The organism is Streptomyces sp. NPDC087270 (assembly GCF_044744625.1).
GTDB lineage: Bacteria > Actinomycetota > Actinomycetes > Streptomycetales > Streptomycetaceae > Actinacidiphila.
The window spans coordinates 202,448-221,149 of sequence record NZ_JBIUYR010000013.1 but is presented as its reverse complement, the minus strand read 5'-3'; the positions used below and the strand labels follow the sequence as shown (position 1 = coordinate 221,149).

Genomic DNA, 18,702 nt, shown 5'->3' with positions numbered 1-18,702 from the left:
GGAGGGCCCGACGTCACATCTGGCTGGATCTCGCTACTCGACGGCGAACTCGCCACGGGCGGTACCTGCCACGAACGCGCGTACCGCACTGCGGCTGAAGGTCAGAATCGGACCGTTCCTGTCCTTCGAGTCGCGGATTCCGACCGTTTCCTGGTCGAGTTCCGCTACCTCGACGCAGTTGCTCTCATGGTTGCTGTATGAACTTTTTCGCCAACTCACCACGGTTTCGGCCATGTTCGGCCGAGGCCGCGGAGCAACCTGGCGCTTCGCGCCTTCGTCCCGACCGGTCATCGTTCTCCTCCTCGCAGTGGGGGTGATCGAATTCGGCCGCACGTGCAATTGCACATCGCCCGGCCACCTTTACATGATGGCCGGGCCGCACCGGTTTCATGCGCCGCACGGGCGTACTCCTGCCCCAGGGGGGTCTTTACGGTCAACTCCCGCGCGGCTCAGGGGACGAGCGGTGTCACGGCGGGGGTGAGGAGCGTGAGGCGGTCACGGGTGGCCTTGGGCAGGCCGGCCACGACGCGGGAGTAGGAGTGCGCGACGAGGTCGTCGATCTCGTCCGGGGGGATGGTGCCGTCGAGCGCCACGGTGTTCCAGTGCTTCTTGTTCAGGTGGTAGCCGGGGGTGACGGCCGCGTAGTGGTCCCGCAGGTGCAAGGAGAGCGCCGGGTCGCACTTGAGGGAGACGGACGGCGGGTCGGCGTCGGGGCTGAGGATCGCGAAGACCTTGCCCGCGACCTTGTAGACGTCCACGCCGGGGCCGAACGGGTTCTCCTCGGTGGTCTCGGGCAGTTCGAGGGCGAGCTCGGCGATCGCGTCCGGCTCCACCGGCGGATACGGCGCCGGGGCCGCGGAGGCGTCCGCACCGTCGTCGTCGCCGTGGCCGTCGCGTGCGCTGGTCGCCATCGGTCCGTCCTTCCGGGGTCGGCACTGGGTGCGCGGGTCGGCGCGCGTTCACGCTACAGGGCGGCAGCGACACACCGCCCGGACCGCCGCTCCGACCCGGGAGCGGGGGTCTGGGCGGTCCTCGTTCAGCGGCCCTGGAGCGACTTCACGTTGTCCCCGAAGGTCCACCCCTGCGAGCCGTCCCAGTTCAGCGACCAGGTCATCAGGCCCTTGAGCGCCCCGCCGTAGGAGTTCCACGCCTGCCCGACCAGGTCCGGCGCCATGTAGCCGCCGCCCGCGCCGGGTTGCGCGGGCAGGCCGGGCACCTGCTTGTCGTAGGGGACCTTGATGGTGGTGCCCTGGACGGTCAGACCGTTGTTGAGGCAGGTGGTCTGCGCGGTGAAGCCCGCGACCGTGCCGGCCTCGTAGGAGTCGCCGGAACAGCCGTACATGCTGCCGTTGTAGTACTGCATGTTGAGCCACCACAGCTGGCCGTTGTCGGCGTACTTCTTCACGATCGGCAGGTAGGCGCCCCAGATGGAGCCGTAGGTGATGCTGCCGCCGGTGACGTAGGCGGTCTCGGGCGCCATGGTCAGACCGAAGCCGGCCGGCATCTGGGAGAGCACGCCGTCGATGATGCGCTCCAGGTTCGCCTGCGACGTGGAGAGGGTGCCGATGTTGCCGCTGTTGGTCAGGCCGGTCTCGATGTCGATGTCGATGCCGTCGAAGTTGTACTCCTTCAGGATCGGCACCACGGTGGCGACGAAGCGGTCCGCGACCGCGCTGGAACTGAGGTCGATGCCCGCGGCGGCGCCGCCGATCGACATCAGGATGGTCGCGCCGGCCGCCTTGGCCTGGCACATCTCGGCGGGCGTGGGCACCTTGACGCCGGTGTCCATGCCGTCCTGCCACAGCACGGTGCCGTCGGAGTCGATGACCGGGAAGGCCGCGTTGATCACGTTGTAGCCGTGCTGGGCGATACGGCTGTCGGTGATCGGTATCCAGCCCATGCCGGGGTGGACGCCGTTGGCGGCGCCGTCCCAGTTCTCCCAGTACCCCTGGAGGACCTTGCCCGCGGGCTTGGGCTTGGTGGCGCAGGTGTCGTCGGCGGGCGCGGCGGCGGCGCGCGTCGACGGGGAAGCGGCGGTGGCGGTCCTGGCGGCCGTGGCGACTGTGGCGGCGGCCCTTTCGGTGGCGGCTTTCGCGGCGGCCGTGCTGACGGTGGCGGTGCGGGTCGGGGTCGAGGTCGGGCTGCTGGCGTGCGTCGCCGCCGCGAGCGGCAGCTGCGCCAGGCAGGCCGCCGCGAGGCCGGCGCCGAGCAGGCGCAGCCGGCGGCCGTGGGTAGCGGGCATGTGTGCTCCTTCTCTCGCCGCGGACCGCGGGTCACCGAGCCGGTGGGGGCGGCCGTGACGGCCCGGGCTTCGGAGTGAGGTGGAGATACCGGTGTGACGCATGGGCATCACGTGGTGGCCCGGATCGTAAAGTGGTCTCGACCACCCGTCAATAGGTCTGGACCAAAGCCGGGTTGGCGGATGCGGGCCGGACCGCTGCGCTCAACCCCGGCCGCCGCCCGGGCGGCGGACCTCCAGGTCGGTGCACTGCCAGCTCAGCTCGCGCACCCCGGGGCCGGGCGCCGGGTGCCCGTACGCGCCCGCGGAGACGCTGATGCAGACCACCAGCCAGGCACGCCACCGGGTGCCGACGCCCTTCCCGTCGTCGTAGACCGTCCGGCCGTCGACCTGCCAGCGCACGCTGCCGGCGCCGAGGAGGACGTCCAGCCGGAAGGGGCGGCCGGGGGTGACGACGCCGTCGGCGTAGTCGCCGGCGCCGCCGACGTGGTTGGTCAGTTCGAGCAGGTGCGGATTGGTGGAGTGGTACTCGAAGGCGTCGACCTCGCCGTGGCCGGGCTGCGAACGGCCGGCGGACAGGTCGCGCCCCCACGTCCACAGCGCGGGCCAGGCGCCCGGCGTGTCGTCCACGACGCAGGTCGCGGAGAGCTCGTCACCGGGCAGCAGTTCGAAGCCGCCGGGGGCGTACTCCGTGGAGACCAGGTCGGTGTGCCAGAGCCCGGCGCCGGCCGCGCGGGCCCGGAAGACGCCGGCGACGGTGGGGCCGTAGGAAGGGCCGATCTGGTCGAGCTTGTTGTCACCGGGGTTGCGGCCGTCGGGCGGGTAGGCGGAGGTGCGGCCGACCGCCCAGGCCGAGCGGTCGGTGAAGGGGGCGGCGAACACGACGGGCGCCGGGCGCGCCCCGGACGGCGGGACTGTCATGGGTGCACTCCAGGATGGCGGCCATTACTCCCAGTCAACGCCGGTCACGCCCGGTCGGGACAGCGGCGCGTGGACGTGCGTCGCGGGCGCGCTCCCCGCGGGACGCGCCCCCGGCGGTGGGCCGCCGCCCTGCGGTGCGGCGCGGGTGCGGGGAGCGTGGTCCCGTCAGAGCATGGGACGTAAGCGTACGATCGGGATCAAACCTACCGAAAAGTGCGGCCGTGGCCGGCGAGCGGCGCGCACCCGGCAGGAGCGAACACGAGCGAAAGGGCGCGGATGGGCGGTGAACCGGACAGGCCGGCTCAGGACCGCGACGAGGACGCCGAACTCCGGCAGATCGACGCGCTCAACCGGTTGCGCACGGGTCCCGCGGGGCCCGACGAGCAGGAGCCCGAGGCACCCGACGGCGCCGAGCCTTCCCCCGACCCGCCCGCGCCGGACGCACCCCTGATCGAGTCCGTACCGGCGAGCGGGTCCGAGCGCCCCGGCCCGCGCGACCGCGCGGAGGACGCCGCCGAAGAGGGCGCCGCCGAAGGCCCCGCCCCCGAAGACTCCCCCGACGATTCCGTGGGACACTCCGCCCACCCCACGGCCGCCGGCTCCCCCGGCACCTCCGGCTCCCCCAGCGCCCGCTCCCGCCACCGCGACGCCCTCCTCGTCGACGCCGGCTCCACCGTCGCCGACGCCGGCTCCCTGGACGAGGCGCTCAAGGCCCTCACCGCCCTGCACGCGCCCGACTTCCCCCTCGACGGCCAGGCCGTCTTCGGCATCAACGGCGACTTCCTCACCAAGCTCGCCACGCTCGGCTTCCGGGCGACCGGCCCCGAGCGGATCTTCCGCATGCCGGTGTCGACGGGCTACCCGGCCGCCGAGGTGGTCCGCACCGGCCGCCCGGTGTTCCTGGCCACGGCCGATGAGTACCGCCGCCGCTTCCCCGTCACCTACCCGCTGACCGCGCCGAAGGGCCGCAGCTCGTGGGCGTTCCTGCCGCTGATGAGCTCGGGGCGGCTGAGCGGGGTGTGGCTGGCGGCGTTCCGCTCGCCGGTGGCGTTCACCGAGGACGAGCGGACGCTGCTCACGGTGACCGCGCGGCTGCTGGCCCGGGCCCTGGAGCGCACCCGCACCGGGGAGGCCGAACTCGCGCTCTCCCGCGGCCTGCGCAGCAGCATGGGCCGGGCCGGGCCGGCGATCAAGGGGCTGAGCGTGGCCACCCGCTACGTGCCGACCGGCGGCGGGCTGATGGTGGGGGGCGACTGGTTCGACAGCATCGAACTGCCCAGCGGCCGGCTCGCCCTGGTCATCGGCGACGTGCAGGGCCACGACGTGCACGCGGCGAGCCTGATGACCCAACTGCGCACCGCTGTCCACGCCTACGCCGCCGAGGGGCACGGCCCGGACGCGGTACTCGCGCGCGCCTCCCGGTTCCTCACCGCGCTGGACGAGGACCGCTTCGCGACCTGCATCTACATCGAGGCCGACCCCGACACCGGGTTGCTCCACCTCGCCCGCGCCGGGCACCCGCACCCGGTGCTGCGGATGCCGGACGGCACCTGCATGCTCAAGCACATCCCCGGCGGCCTGCCGCTCGGCCTGATGCCCGGCGACGACGACTACCCGGTGACGCTCATGGAGCTGCACGACCAGGAAGTCCTGATGCTCTGCACGGACGGCCTGATCGAGACCGGCGGGCACGACATGTACAGCGGGTGGGTGCGGGTGCGCGACGCGATGTCGCCGGGGCCGAGCGCGGACCTGGAGGCCATGGCCGATCGGCTGATCACGGCGGTGAACGGCCCGCAGCAGCCCGGTGGCGGCGTCCGGCCCGAGCCGGACCTGCGCCGCGCGGACGCCCGGCCGCGCAACGAGGACGACATCGCGCTGCTGCTGGTGCGCAGGGACTCCGGGCTGGCCAGGCCGGACGTGCGGGAGCGGCGCCTGGTGCTCACCATCGAGCAGGGCCGGGCGGAGAGCCTGTCGCAGGCCCGCGCCGAACTGGAGTCGCTGCTGCACGACTGGGCCCGGCCGGAGCAGGTGGACACGGCCGTGCTGCTCTCCTCGGAGCTGGTCGGCAACGTGCTGATGCACACCGACCAGTCCGCGGCGCTCGTCGCCGTGGTCACCGGGGAGCGGGGTCGGCGCACCCTGAAGGTCGAGGTCACCGACCGCGGCGACGAGTTGCCCCATCAGCGCGCGCCGGGCGAACTGTCCTCCTCAGGACGCGGTCTGGTCCTGCTCGACCTGCTCTCCGACGAGTGGAGCGTGCAGCCGGAGTCCGAGGGCAAGACGGTGTGGTTCGCCCTGCACGAGGACGCCGGCCCGGAAGAGGGCTGACGGCCCGCGCGGTGCGGGCCGTCGCATGATCCGCCCGCGTGGTGCGGGCTGACGCGTGACCTGCCCGCGCGGTACGCACCCGCGCACCGCCGGGCGGTTCGTCACGCGCCCTTGGGCGGGGTGTCGCCGGAGGCGGGTGTGCCGTAGGGCGGGGGAAGTTCCGCCTGCCGGCCGACCGGGCTGTCCTCGGGGCGGGTCCGTACCGCGCCCGGCAGCTCCGGGGCTTCGGCGGCGGGGGGAAGGTCGGGGGTGAGCAGCGGGTCGTGCGGGTGGTGCGCCGTGTGTGCGGCGGGGGCGCCGTACGGGCCGCGGGGAGCGAGCGGGTCAGGGGGGTCGTGCGGGTCGGGCCACTCCGGTCGGTCCCGCCGCCCCCGCTGATGGTCTCTCTGGTCGTCTCCAGAAGTCATGCCCTTCGGGTACCCACCGGCGCTCCCGTAATCGGCCGCCGCCCGCTCCAACCGCTTCGGTTCCGAAACGATCGATCCCGCTGGCTACAGCTTTCGACGCCCCCTCCCGCGGCCGCCCCGCTTCCCACGCACCCCGCGATACCTGTGTGGCGTTACACCCCGACCCACACACCGTAACGCTTTGATAACCGCAGGCCGGAGGGTTGACCGGCTTTCCCACCGCGCTCTAGCGTCTGGGCGGCGCAGAAATTTCGGCATCGCCGCCGAAACATTCGAAAGGCACTCCATGATGAAGCGCGCTCGGTTCTCTCGTGCCGCCGCCGGTGGCGTGGTGCTCGCACTCGGGCTGTCCATGGCGGCATGCGGGGGCAGCAGTTCGGGGTCCGGCTCCGGCCGCATCCACGTCCTGGTCTACGGCGACGCGACGAACAAGGTGGAGAAGCAGATCGTCGCCACCTTCAACAAGACGTCGAAGGTCAAGGCGGTGCTGGACACCATCCCCGGCGCGGACTACCAGCAGAAGCTCCAGACGATCATCACCACCAAGCAGGCCCCCGACATCTTCTACAACTGGGGAGCCGGCAGCATCCAGCCGTTCGTCAAGGCCGGGTTGCTGATGCCGCTGGACAGCTTCATCGCCAAGGACCCGGGGCTGAAGTCCAACTTCCTTCCGTCGGTGTTCAACACGGCGGTCATCGACGGCAAGCCGTACGGCGTCCCGATGCGCGGCACCCAGCCGGTGCTGCTCTTCGACAACAAGAAGGTGCTCGCCGACGCGGGCCTGTCCGAGCCGAAGACCTGGGACGACCTGCTCAACGCCGTCAAGGTGCTCAAGGCCAAGGGCAAGACACCGATCGCGCTGGGCGGCGGCGACCAGTGGCCGACGCAGATGTGGTTCGAGTACATGTACGACCGCATCGCCGGCCCCGGCCTGTTCGAGAAGGCGCTCGGCGGCGACACGAGCGTCTGGAACACCCCCGACAGCCGCAAGGCGCTGACGATGCTCAAGCAGCTCGTGGACGCGGGGGCGTTCGGCGGCAACTACGACTCGGTGAAGTTCAGTGACGGCGGCTCCCCCGCGCTGCTGGCCACCGGCAAGGCCGGCTTCGAGCTGATGGGCTCTTGGGAGTACTCCACCGAGCAGGACGCCAACCCGGACTTCACCAAGAACGACCTCGGCTACGGCCCCTTCCCGAGCGTGCCGGGCGGCAAGGGCAACCCCGACGACGTGGTCGGCAACACCAACAACTTCTACTCGGTGCTGAAGAAGACCAAGTACCCGGACGCCGTCGCCCAGTTCCTCAAGCTCCAGTACTCGGACGAGTTCGTGAAGGCGCACCTGGCCATCGGCAACCTGCCGACCACCACCAACACCCCGAAGTTCCTGGACAGCGCGTCCAACCCGGCCTACCTGAAGTACCAGTTCGACATGGTCAAGCAGGCCCCCTCGTTCCAGCTCTCGTGGGACCAGGCGTACCCGCCGTCGCAGACCACGGCCATCCACACCGCCGTCCAGGAGTTCTTCGACGGCAAGATCAACGCCGACGGCTTCATCAAGGCCATGCAGGGCCTTTCGGCGTCCTGACCCAGGGACCACGCCATGACCACCACCTCGACCGCGCCGCCCGCCGCGCGCGGCGGGCGGGCCACCCGGCCCGCTCGCCGCCCGGCCCGGCGGTCCGGCTCCGCCGTGACCCGCCCGGGCCTTGCCTGGGCGGTCCCCGCCACCTTGTTCTTCGCGCTGTTCGCCATCCTGCCGCTGGTGCTGGTGGCGGTGCTCTCCTTCACCAGCTGGGACGGCCTGGGCGCGCCCGAGTTCGCCGGCCTGGACAACTGGCGCGCGCTGCTGCACGACCACACCATGATCCAGAGCCTGTGGCTGAGCGTCCTGATCACCGTGCTCGGCGTCACCGTGCAGACCCCGCTGAGCATCCTGCTCGGGGTGTGGGCGGCCGGCAAGCAGCGCAACCGCGCCGTGCTGTCGGCGGTGTTCTTCGTACCGCTGCTGCTGTCGGCGACCGCGGTGTCCGTGCTGTGGCGGGCCCTGCTCGACCCGAACTTCGGGGTGCCCGCGCAGGCCCGCTGGCTGTTCGGCAACGGCAACCTGCTGGGCATGCAGTCCGGCGCGATCGGCGTGCTGGTCTTCGTCGGCGCCTGGCAGTACACGCCCTTCCACACCCTCATCTACCAGGGCGCGACCCGCGCCATCCCGCAGGTCCTCTACCAGGCCGCGGCGATCGACGGCGCGGGCACCGTACGGCAGTTCTTCCACATCACACTGCCGCAACTGCGCAACACCATGATCACCTCGATGATCCTGATGGTGGTCGGCGGCCTGACCACGTTCGACACGGTCCTGATCCTCACCCAGGGCGGCCCCGGCACCGACACCACCATCAGCGCCTACTACATGTACGAACAGGCCTTCAAGAGCTTCGACTTCGGCGGCGGCGCGGCGATCGCGCTGGTCCTGGTGCTGGTCGCCACCGTCATCTCGCTGGTCGTGGTGCGGGTCTCCGGCTACGACCGGATGCGCAGCAGCTCGGAGGGTCTGTGATGAGAAGCCGCCCCAACTTCCTGGCCGGACTCGGCTCGCTGGTCTGGCTGTTCCTGGTCGGCCTGCCGCTGTACGTCATGCTCGCCGCGACCCTGCGCAGCCGCGACGACTACGCCCAGCAGGGCCCGCTGTCCTTCCCGAAGCACTTCACGCTGCACAACTACACGCAGGACTTCTCCAACGGCTTCGGCCGGTACTTCTTCCACACCCTGCTGGTGACCGCCGCGGTGGTGGCCATCGTGGTGCTGCTGGTGCCGCCGCTGTCGTACGCGATCGTGCGCGGCCGCGGCCGGATCACCACCGGCGTCTTCCGGCTGTTCCTGCTCGGCCTCGCGGTGCCCGCGCAGGCGGTCATCGTGCCGATGTTCTACGTCATCAACCGCGCCGGCCTCTACGACAACCTCGCCGGGGTGATCCTGCCGACCGCGGCGTTCTGCCTGCCGGTGAGCGCCCTGGTGCTGACCGGGGTGATGCGCGACATCACCCCCGACCTGTACGAGGCGATGGCGATGGACGGGGCCCCGCAGTGGCGGGTCTTCGTCCAGCTGGTGCTGCCGCTGTCCAAGGGCGGGCTGTCCACGATCGTGGTCTTCTCCGCGCTCCAGGCGTGGAACGGCTTCCTCTTCCCGCTGGTGCTGACCCAGTCCGACTCCTCCAAGGTGGTCACCCTGGGCCTGTACGACTTCCAGACCGAGCACGGCGTGGACATCCCCGGCCTGCTGGCCGCGGTGGTGCTGTCGATGCTGCCGATCCTCATCGTCTACCTGTTCGCCCGCCGTGCCCTGGTGCAGGGGCTGATGGGCGTCGGAGGAAAGTGACCGACACCGTGCCCGAACAGACCGTGCCCGAACAGACCGTGCCCAAAGAGACCGCCCCGGGAGACACACCCGCGCCCGTCGCCCGCTGGCGGGACGCCTCCCTGCCGCCCGCGGCCAGGGCCGACGCCCTGATCGCCGAGATGACCCTGCCGGAGAAGGCCGCGCAGCTGTACGGAATCTGGGTGGGCGCCTCCGCCGAAGGCGGCGAAGTCGCCCCCCACCAGCACGAGATGGAGGAACCGGTCACCCTCGACGAGCTGCTGCCGCACGGCCTGGGCCAGCTCACCCGGCCGTTCGGCACCGCACCGGTCGACCCGGCGCTCGGCGCGCTGTCGCTGCTGCGCACCCAGCGCCGGATCATGGCCGCGGGCCGGTTCGGCATCCCCGCGCTCGCCCACGAGGAGTGCCTCGCGGGCTTCGCCGCCTGGGGCGCCACCGCCTACCCGGTGCCGCTGGCCTGGGGCGCGACCTTCGACCCCGCGCTGGTGCGCACCATGGCCGAGCGGATCGGCCGCGACATGCGGGCGGTCGGCGTGCACCAGGGGCTCGCGCCGGTGCTGGACGTGGTGCGCGACCCGCGCTGGGGCCGGGTCGAGGAGACCATCGGCGAGGACCCGTACCTGGTCGGCACGATCGGCACCGCCTACGTGCGCGGGCTGGAGTCGGCCGGGATCGTCGCCACCCTCAAGCACTTCGCGGGCTACTCCGCCTCCCGCGCGGGCCGCAACCTCGCGCCGGTCGGCATGGGCGGCCGGGAACGCGCCGACGTCATCCTGCCGCCGTTCGAGATGGCGGTGCGCGAGAGCGGCGTCCGCTCGGTGATGCACGCCTACACCGACACCGACGGCATCCCGTCGGCGGCCGACGAGCAGTTGCTGACCGGGCTGCTCCGCGACACCTGGGGCTTCACCGGGACCGTCGTCGCCGACTACTTCGGCGTCGCCTTCCTCCAGACCCTGCACGGCGTGGCGGGCACCCTCGGGGAGGCGGCCGGCGCGGCGCTCGCGGCGGGCGTGGACGTCGAACTGCCCACTGTCAAGGCGTACGGCGAGCCGCTGCTCAAGGCGGTCGCCGGCGGACGGGTGCCGGAGGCGCTGCTGGACCGGGCGGTGCACCGGGTGCTGGTGCAGAAGGCCCAACTGGGGCTGCTGGACGCGGGATGGGACCCGGTACCGCAGGTGCTGGCCGGGCGCGTCGACGGGGTGACCGCTCCGGGGCGGGCGCCGGCGCAGGACAGCGCGGAGACGGAGACGGGCGCGGATTCGGATACGGATTCGGGCACGGGTACGGCGGTCGGCGCCGGCGACGTCAACAACCCGGACGCCTCCGTGTCGGCCGCGGGCGCGCTGTACCGGGAGGCGCTGCGCGGCAGCGTGGACCTGGACTCGGCCGCCAACCGGGACATCGCCCGCCGGGTCGCCGAGGAGAGCGTGGTGCTGCTGCGCAACGACGGCACCCTGCCGCTCCACCGGCCGGGCGTGATCGCGGTCATCGGCCCCAACGCCGAGACGCCCACCGCGGTACTCGGCTGCTACGCCTTCCCCATGCACGTCGGGGTCCAGCACCCGGAGGTGCCGGCCGGCATCGAACTGCCCACGCTGCGCGAGGCGTTGGCGGCGCAGTTCACCGACAGCCGGATCGTCGCGGCGGCAGGCTGCGGCGTGGACGACCAGGACACCGGCGGGTTCGCCGAGGCGGTGCGCGCGGCCGCCGAGGCGGACGTGGTGGTGCTCGCCCTCGGCGACCGGGCGGGGCTGTTCGGCCGGGGCACCAGCGGCGAGGGCTGCGACGCGGAGTCGCTGGCGCTGCCGGGCGTGCAGCAGCAACTCCTCGACGCGGTCCTGGACACCGGCCGCCCGGTCGTCCTCACCCTGCTCGCCGGACGGCCGTACGCGCTCGGCCGCGCGGTGGACGAGGCAGCCGCCATCGTGCAGGCGTTCTTCCCCGGCGAGGAGGGCACCGCGGCCGTCGCGGCCGTGCTCGCCGGGCAGGTCGAGCCGTCCGGGCGGCTGCCGGTGAGCGTGCCGAGCCGGCCGGGCAGCCAGCCGACCACGTACCTGGCCGCGCGGCTGGGCCGGGCCAGCGAGGTCTCCAACGTCGACCCGACCCCGGCATACGCCTTCGGGCACGGGCTGACGTACACCACCTTCCAGTGGACGGACCTGCGCGTCGCGGAGTTCCAGGCCGGCACCGACGGGGAGGTGCGCTGCTCCTTCACCGTCCGCAACACCGGGCGGCGCGAGGGCACCGAGACGGTCCAGGTCTATCTGCACGACCCGGTCGCCTCCGTGGTGCAGCCGCAGCAGCGGCTGGTCGGCTACCGGCGGCTGCGCCTCGCGCCGGGTGCCTCCGCGCGCGTGGAGCTGACCGTGCCCGCCGACCTGGCCGCGTTCACCGGCCGCGACGGCCGCCGCGTGGTGGAACCCGGCACCCTCGAACTGCGCCTGGGCGCCTCCAGTACGGACCTGCGGCTCACCGTCGTCTGCACCCTGACCGGGCCGCCCCGCGTGGTGGACCACACCCGCAGGCTGCACCCGGGCTTCACGGTGGACCGGGGGTAGTCGAAAGGCGCGCCGGTGCCCCCTGTCCGTGCCGGGCAGGGGGCACAGGTGTGCCGTGCGACCGCGGGCGAGGCCGGGCCGCCGGCTCGGCAACGTCCGCCCAGCGACCGCGGGCCCCAGCGGCGCAGCGCACGCCGGGCCGGCCAGTTGCCGAGGAACTGCCCGGCCCGCACGATCACCACGATGGTCGCGACCGTGATGTACACGATCGGCCGGTCGTACCGCTGGGAGCCGCAGGTGACCGCGAGGTCGTCCGGCTCTCCGCCGCCGAACAGGCCCGCCTGCGCGGACATGTGCACGATGGCGACGAAGGGGAACGTGCAGCCCGGGACGATCGGCCCGAGCGCCTCCGGGACCGGCGCCGTCACCAGGATGCCGATCCGCCGGGTGCCGGGCGCACTGGCCGCCCGCAGTGCCGCACAAGCGGGTTCGGGAACCGTCGGCTCACGAACTTTGCGTACGGGCCGCGCGCGGCGCCGTCGGAGCCGGCACCGCGCGCGGTTCCCGCAACCCGCCCGCTTACACCTCCAACGCCATGTAGAGCCGCGTGCCCTGCGGGGAGTAGCCGAGCCGCTCGTAGACCCGGCGGGAGCCGTCCCCGGAGTACTCCAACCAGACCGATTCGGCGCCCTGTTCGAACATCGCCGCGGTGAGCGCGGCGGTGACGGCGGCGCCGATGCCGCGGCGGCGGAAGGCGGGCCGGGTTCCGATGCCCGCCAGCTCAGCGGTGCCGACCGCGGGCGCGGAGCAGGAGCCACCGCCCGCGCAACCGCCTTCGGGGGCGCTGACGAACCGCACCGCTCCCCCGTTCTCCTGGGTACGCCGCAACCGGGCGACGCCCTCCGCGGACGCGGCGAACTCCCCCTCGAACGCCTCGGACAGGGCCGCGTCGATCGCCGCGTACTCCTGCTCGGTGGTCGGGGCCGCCACGAGGGGCCCGGTCAGGCCGCCGGCGGACGGCGGCATGCTCAGCGCCCCCGGCTCGCAGACCAGGTACTCGTGCACCGCCTCCACGCCGAACCCGGCGGCGCGCAGCGCGGGTTCGACCTCGGGTGCGCGGTCGGGCGCGAACTCCAACCGCGGCTTGAGCCCGCGGTCACGGAACGCGCCGACGAGAGCGGCGACATCCGCCGCGGTCGGCTCGGCGCCGGGCAGCGGGGTGGCGTAGTTGACGTACGGGCTGGAGGTGGCGGGGTCGAAGCCCACGACGAAGCCTCCGACCTCCATCGCCGCAGGGCGACGGCGGAGGTTGGCGACGGCGAAGTTCTGGACATTGGTGCTCACGATGATGTGACCTCACGAAAACAAACACGGTGGAGCGCTCTCCCGCATGGCGGTGACCGAGTGATCGGCGGTGCCGGCGGGAAGGGCGCGTTGCTGCCTGGCCCGGCGAGATGCCGGGCGGGCCGTCCCCCGCGCGAGGGCGACCGGCGGTGCGGGAAGCACCGCGGCGAAGGACCGCCGCACGCGAAGCGCGCGGCGCGAACGGAGGCCGCTGCTCGACGGGGAGCAGGAGCGGACCGCTCAGCGCGTACGGCGGCCGCTGCGGGACGCCGGAGCCATGGACTTCATTCCCAACCGTGTGTGAGGACCCGGGACCACAACGGCCGCCGGGCAGGCCCGACTCTGCCACGGCGGCCGCCGACGGCGCAACGCGATTACCCGCGGGACCCGAGTGCGGCCTGCCCCGGCCCGGCCCGGCCCGGTCCGGTGCGGGCCGGTCAGGTCCTGCGGTGCCGAAGTGGCCTCGCCGCGCGGCGCGCTCGGCGGGCGGAACGGTGAACGCGGCCCACCCGCACCCGACTTCGGCGTGCGGCGGCGCCCACCCGCCGTACGGCGCCGGCGCCGGCGCCGGCTCCGGCTCCGGCTCCGGCTCCGGCGACGCCACGGCAACAGCACGGCGTGCCCGGCGTGCGCGCCACCCGCACCCGGTCGCACCCGGTCGCACTGCCGGACCTTGGCCGTACTTTGGTTGTGCCTTTACCGTGCCCGACGTATTGACAGTGGTTCGGGCCCTCCCACAGACTCCCCGGAGAGCGCTCTCCGACCGTGTTCGAGCATGGGCACGGTCCCGTGAGTCCGAGTCATCCCCCCAGCCGCGTGGTGCCGTCGCCCGGCCAAGCGACGGCGCCGCCGCGGCACGAGGCCACCCCCACGTGGAGCTGCCATGCGCTTCCTTTCCCGTCTCCTCGGACGTGCCGGCCGGCACCGACCAGCCGTCGCCGCGACGGCCGCGACGGCCCTGGCGGCCGGCTGCCTGGTCGGCACCGCCGGCGGCGCCGCACACGCCGCCGACAGCCTGCTCTCCCAGGGCCGCCCGGCCACCGCCTCCTCCACCGAGAACGCCGGCACCCCGGCCTCCGCGGCGGTCGACGGCGACGGCAACACCCGCTGGTCCAGCGCCGCTTCGGACCCGCAGTGGCTCCAGGTCGACCTGGGCGCCACCGACACCATCAGCTCCGTCACCCTCGACTGGGAGACGGCCTACGGCACGGCGTTCCGCATCCAGGTCTCCGACGACGCGCAGACCTGGACCGACGTCTACTCCACCAGCACCGGGACCGGCGGCGAGCAGACGCTCGCCGTAAACGGTTCCGGCCGCTACGTGCGGATGTACGGCACCGCCCGCGCCACCGGGTACGGCTACTCCCTGTGGGAGTTCAAGGTCTACGGATCGGCCGGCGGCGGGGGCGACGGCGGGACGACCGGCGGCGGCACGGACCCGGGCGGCGGGGACTTCCCCGGCACCGTCGTCTCGGCGTTCAAACAGGTCACGGCCTCCTCGTACGAGGGCGGCAACGCGCCCGCGGCGGCGCTCGACGGCCGTACCACCACCCGCTGGTCGAGCCTGTACACCGACGACCAGTGGCTCCAGGTCGACCTCGGCAGCACCGCCGCGGTCAGCGGTGTGGTGCTCGACTGGGAGTCGGCGTACGGCACCGGGTACCACATCGACGTGTCGGACAACGGCACCGCGTGGACTCCCCTTTACACCACCACCTCCGGCAAGGGCGGCATCGAGAAGCTGCCGCTCACCGGTTCCGGCCGCTACATACGGCTGGTCGGCACCGCCCGCGCCACCGGATACGGCTACTCCCTCTGGGAGTTCCAGGTCTACGGCACCGTGGACGACCAGGCGTCCACCCCGCCGATGCTCTCCGGTCCGACCAAACCCCCTGCCACCACCGGCCAGTTCGCGCTGTCCGCACCGGCCGACAAGGCGATGGTCACCAACACCCGCAGGCCGCAGCTGTCCTGGGCGGCGGTCCCGGACGCGGCGCACTACGAGGTGTGGATCAACATCAGCCGCACCGACTACGACTTCACCGCGTCGGGCAGCCTGCTCGACCTGTACACGAAGGTCGCCGAGCCCACCGGCACCGGCTACACGCCGAGTTGGGACATCACCGACCGGTGGACGTACAAGTGGTACGTCGTCGCGGTGAGCGGGTCGGGGGCGAGAACCACCTCGGACATCCGCCGGTTCAGCGTCTACCTGCCGGACGTCGAGCGGGCCGACGACGGCGTCAACGTGGTCGACGGCGCCCGCGACCTCAACAAGGACGGCACGATCGAGCCGTACGAGGACTGGCGGCTGCCGGTCGACACGCGGGTGAGCGATCTCCTGGGGCGGATGACGCTGGAGGAGAAGGCGTACCAGATGTTCTACAACGTGCAGCAGTACCCCATGTCGGGCTGGCACTTCGGCCCGGCGCAGCCCGCCGACCTGAACGACGTGCTGATGTCGACGGCGGCCACCCGGCTGGGCATCCCGCCGGTGTCGGCCGGCGACACCACCGCGGGCTACCAGACGACGTATCCGCTACAGAGCACGCTGGCGGCGGGGAAGGACTACCCGCTGGACTACCGGTTGGGGAACATGCAGCGGGAGGAGGAGCTGGAGGTCGGGGCGCGCGGCACCCTGTCGCCGCTGGCGGAGGTCGGCACGAAGGTGCTGTATCCGCGCATCCAGGAGGGCGGCGGCGAGAACGCGGACGTGGCCGCGGCCCAACTCAAGGCGCTGGTGGCCGGTTTGCAGGGCGGCCCGGAGCTGAACCCGTCCTCGGTGCTGGCCACCGTGAAGCACTGGCCGGGCGAGGGCGCCGGCGGTGAGGCGGGGATCGTCTACGACGCGGTGACGATCAAGTACCACATGATCCCGTTCAAGGCCGCGATGGACGCGGGCGCGGTGAACATCATGCCGGGCTACGCGGGCAGTTCGTATCTCGACCCGGGCGGCCCGGGTGCGGGCGACAGCGCGAAGATCCTCGACTACCTGCGCCAGAACATGGGTTACACCGGTCTGATCACCACCGACTGGCTGCCGTCGTCGGCGTGGATCAACGCGGCCAACGCCGGCTCGGACGTGATGGGCGGCGCCGACCCGGGTGCGGCCGACTTCACCATGGCGAGCTTCGAGCAGCAGGTGCCGCAGGCCCGGATCGACGACGCGGTCGGCCGCATCCTGAAGCTGAAGTTCGAGTTGGGCGTCTTCGACCACCCCTACGGCGACCCGGTCAACGGGCCCTACCGGTTCCACCAGCCGAGCTATGCGGCGCTGGCGAACCAGGCGTCGCGGGAGTCGGACACGCTGCTGAAGAACGACGGCGTGCTGCCGGTGAAGCTCGACGCGGGTGACAACGTGGTGGTGGCCGGCGACCGGGCCACGGACGGCGCGTCGTGCTGCATCTGGTCGAGCTACTTCCACCCGGACTACGGCTCGCTGGACATGCTGGACGCGATCAAGCAGAGAGCCGCGACGGCCGGGGTCAACGTCTACCAGGACACCGGTCCGAACCCGAAGCTCGCGATCGTCGACGTCGGCGAGCCGTCCTACACCCACGCCACCGCCTGGCCGGACACCCAGCCGTACCTGCCGGCCGACCAGCTCGCCCTGATCCGGAACTTCAAGAACCAGGGCATCCCGGTGGTGGTCGTCCTCACACTGCCCCGACCGATCGTGATGAGCGACTGGAACGACCTCGCCGACGCGATCGTGGTGACCTACCGCGGCGGCGAGGAGGTCGGTCCGGCGACGGCGAGCCTGCTCTTCGGGGACTACACACCGCACGGGCACCTGCCCTGGCAGTTGCCCAGGAGCCTGGACCAGGTGCTCAAGCCGGGCGGCGGCGACACGCAGGCCGACGCCAACGAGGCGTGGGACCTGCCGTACGACCTCGGCGCGACGGACGCCGAGCGCGCGGACATCCGCGCGAAGATCGACGCGGGCCAGACCGTGCCGACGACGTACGGGAACCCGCTGTACCCGTACGGGGCCGGCATCACGAGTTGGGGGTGAGCGCCGGTCCCGGGTGATGGTCGGACGAGATGAACGGTGGAGCGCTCTCCGGGGCCGGCTCGCGAGCCGGCCCCGGGGAGCGCCGCCGCCCCGCCGGGCCGGGTCGGCTCGGGCCCGGCTCGGCTCGGGCCCGGCTCGGCTCGGCTGGAGGCCGGATCAGCTCGGGTCGGGGACGGAGCGGGCCCGGAGATGGACGCGTTCGCCCTGCGGCCCGAACAGGGCGAGGAACTCCACCGGTCGGTCGCCGGCATTGGCGAACCCGTGCGGGGTGCGGGTGTCGAACTCGGCGGCCTCCCCCGCGGTGAGGATCACGTCGCGGTCACCGAGCGCGAGCCGCAGCCGGCCGGAGAGCACGTACAGCCACTCGTAGCCCTCGTGGGTGCGCTGCTCCAGGCGGCCGTCCACGTCGGGACCGCCCGGCTGGACCGGCATGATCTGCTTGTACGCGTGCAGGCCGCCGAGGTAGTGGGTGAGCGGCACGAAGGTCTGGCCGTGGCGGGTGAAGGGCCGCGGGTGGACACGCGGGTCGCCGGTGGCTGGCGCGCCGACGAGTTCGTCCAGCGGGACGCCGTACGCCTTCGCCAGTGGCAGCAGCAGTTCGAGGGTGGGTTTGCGCCGGCCCGACTCCAGCCGGGACAGCGTGCTCAGCGAGATGCCGGTGGTCTCGGCGAGCTGGGCGAGGGTGAAGGCGCGGGCGTGTCGCAGGCTGCGCAGCCGCGGACCCACTCCGGCGAGGACTTCGTGCAGTTCGGCCATATCCCGTATGTGCCATTGCGGCAACATTCTTTGTCAAGTTCCGCCGCGCGGAACCCCGACGCCCGGCACTGCGGGAGCGCCGCGTCAGCCGAAGAGGGGGAAGCGGTCCGCGTCCGGGCCGAGCAGGCGGCGCTCGGCCGGGGTGAGGGGGGTGCGGCCGGTGGCGGCGCGGGCGTAGTGCGCGTCGGTCCACTCGACGGGCACCGGGCGGCCGAGCAGCCCGTCGAGGCTGGTGCGGGTGGTGGCCAGTCCGGCCGCCGAGGGCCCGGCAGCGCCGGGCAGGTCCGTGACGAGGTCGAGATGGTGGACGGTGGCCTCGATCGCCAGGGTGCGGACGAGGTCCGCGGCGGTCAGCGTGTGCCCCTGGGTGGCCACCAGCCCGCCGGGGTCGGCCGCCGCGGCCGCGTGCACGGCGGCGGCCGCCGTCTGCGCGTACAGCTCGCGCAGCTGGCCGAAGTCGAGGAACATGCTCGCGCTGACCCGCGCCCAGCGGCGGCCGTTCGCCGCGCCGGCGGTGCCCGGCTGCCAGCCCTGCCAGTACGTCACGGCGTCGCGGTCCGCGGGTCCGGGAGCCGGGGTGTGCAGGGCGACCAGGCCGCGCTGGGCGTCGGCGAGGCAGTGGAAGACCAGGTCGCGGACCGCCCAGCCGGTGCAGCCGGTCGGCTGCCACGACTCCCGCTCGCCGAGGTCCGCCAGCACCGCGGTGAACGCCCCGTACGCGGCGCGCAGCGCGTCCACCGCGGTCGTGTTCCGCTCGTCCGCCATCCGGCCAGCCTACGGGTCCGCACGGAGTTCCCGGTGAGCCGTCGGCGA

The 18,702-nt window shown here is 72.7% G+C and carries 14 protein-coding genes; 6 read left to right on the top strand and 8 right to left on the bottom strand.

Going from position 1 to position 18,702, the window contains the following annotated elements:
* Positions 1 to 33: 33 nt before the first annotated feature.
* The 4 genes from ACIPAE_RS25695 to ACIPAE_RS25680 all read right to left on the bottom strand — a co-directional run bounded on the left by ACIPAE_RS25695 (position 34) and on the right by ACIPAE_RS25680 (position 3,160).
* Positions 34 to 291 carry a DUF397 domain-containing protein gene (locus ACIPAE_RS25695; RefSeq protein WP_329372069.1) on the bottom strand — a complete coding sequence of 86 codons (258 nt, stop codon included), beginning with the start codon at positions 289 to 291 and terminating at the stop codon, positions 34 to 36.
* A 158-nt stretch (positions 292 to 449) separates the two neighbouring features.
* On the bottom strand, positions 450 to 911 hold the full coding sequence (locus ACIPAE_RS25690) for an MmcQ/YjbR family DNA-binding protein (RefSeq protein ID WP_329372067.1): 462 nt from the start codon (positions 909 to 911) through the stop codon (positions 450 to 452).
* A 125-nt stretch (positions 912 to 1,036) separates the two neighbouring features.
* Entirely contained in the window at positions 1,037 to 2,242 is a 1,206-nt protein-coding gene (locus tag ACIPAE_RS25685) for a chitinase (RefSeq protein WP_329372065.1), read from the bottom strand.
* Between the two features lie 201 nt (positions 2,243 to 2,443).
* On the bottom strand, positions 2,444 to 3,160 hold the full coding sequence (locus tag ACIPAE_RS25680; protein WP_402448158.1) for a beta-glucanase: 717 nt from the start codon (positions 3,158 to 3,160) through the stop codon (positions 2,444 to 2,446).
* Between the two features lie 276 nt (positions 3,161 to 3,436).
* Here ACIPAE_RS25680 and ACIPAE_RS25675 point away from each other — a divergent pair, with 276 nt between their 5' ends.
* Positions 3,437 to 5,491, top strand: a complete 2,055-nt coding sequence (locus ACIPAE_RS25675) for a SpoIIE family protein phosphatase (protein WP_402448156.1) — start codon at positions 3,437 to 3,439, stop codon at positions 5,489 to 5,491.
* Positions 5,492 to 5,592: 101 nt separating this feature from the next.
* On the opposite strand, the gene ACIPAE_RS25670 is transcribed toward ACIPAE_RS25675, so the two are convergent.
* Entirely contained in the window at positions 5,593 to 5,898 is a 306-nt protein-coding gene (locus ACIPAE_RS25670; protein WP_328461017.1) for a hypothetical protein, read from the bottom strand.
* Between the two features lie 286 nt (positions 5,899 to 6,184).
* On the opposite strand from ACIPAE_RS25670, the gene ACIPAE_RS25665 reads away from it, so the two are divergent.
* The 4 genes from ACIPAE_RS25665 to ACIPAE_RS25650 all read left to right on the top strand — a co-directional run bounded on the left by ACIPAE_RS25665 (position 6,185) and on the right by ACIPAE_RS25650 (position 11,834).
* Complete coding sequence (locus ACIPAE_RS25665; protein WP_328461019.1) at positions 6,185 to 7,483, top strand: extracellular solute-binding protein; 1,299 nt, start codon at positions 6,185 to 6,187, stop codon at positions 7,481 to 7,483.
* A 15-nt stretch (positions 7,484 to 7,498) separates the two neighbouring features.
* A complete protein-coding gene (locus ACIPAE_RS25660) occupies positions 7,499 to 8,455 on the top strand; it encodes a sugar ABC transporter permease (RefSeq protein WP_329372056.1) in 957 nt (318 codons plus the stop codon).
* Positions 8,455 to 9,273 (top strand): carbohydrate ABC transporter permease, encoded by an 819-nt coding sequence (locus ACIPAE_RS25655; RefSeq protein ID WP_328461023.1) that lies wholly within the window; start codon positions 8,455 to 8,457, stop codon positions 9,271 to 9,273. Before ACIPAE_RS25660 ends, ACIPAE_RS25655 begins: the two co-directional genes overlap by 1 nt.
* 140 nt (positions 9,274 to 9,413) lie before the next feature.
* On the top strand, positions 9,414 to 11,834 hold the full coding sequence (locus ACIPAE_RS25650; protein WP_402448250.1) for a glycoside hydrolase family 3 N-terminal domain-containing protein: 2,421 nt from the start codon (positions 9,414 to 9,416) through the stop codon (positions 11,832 to 11,834).
* A gap of 519 nt (positions 11,835 to 12,353) precedes the next feature.
* On the opposite strand, the gene ACIPAE_RS25645 is transcribed toward ACIPAE_RS25650, so the two are convergent.
* A complete protein-coding gene (locus ACIPAE_RS25645) occupies positions 12,354 to 13,118 on the bottom strand; it encodes a GNAT family N-acetyltransferase (protein ID WP_402448152.1) in 765 nt (254 codons plus the stop codon).
* 883 nt (positions 13,119 to 14,001) lie between these two features.
* Between ACIPAE_RS25645 and ACIPAE_RS25640 the strand changes: the two genes are divergently transcribed.
* Complete coding sequence (locus ACIPAE_RS25640) at positions 14,002 to 17,133, top strand: discoidin domain-containing protein (RefSeq protein ID WP_402448150.1); 3,132 nt, start codon at positions 14,002 to 14,004, stop codon at positions 17,131 to 17,133.
* A gap of 156 nt (positions 17,134 to 17,289) precedes the next feature.
* On the opposite strand, the gene ACIPAE_RS25635 is transcribed toward ACIPAE_RS25640, so the two are convergent.
* Positions 17,290 to 17,889 carry an XRE family transcriptional regulator gene (locus ACIPAE_RS25635; RefSeq protein WP_329372050.1) on the bottom strand — a complete coding sequence of 200 codons (600 nt, stop codon included), beginning with the start codon at positions 17,887 to 17,889 and terminating at the stop codon, positions 17,290 to 17,292.
* Positions 17,890 to 17,973: 84 nt separating this feature from the next.
* Entirely contained in the window at positions 17,974 to 18,654 is a 681-nt protein-coding gene (locus ACIPAE_RS25630) for a maleylpyruvate isomerase N-terminal domain-containing protein (protein WP_402448148.1), read from the bottom strand.
* Positions 18,655 to 18,702 lie beyond the last annotated feature (48 nt).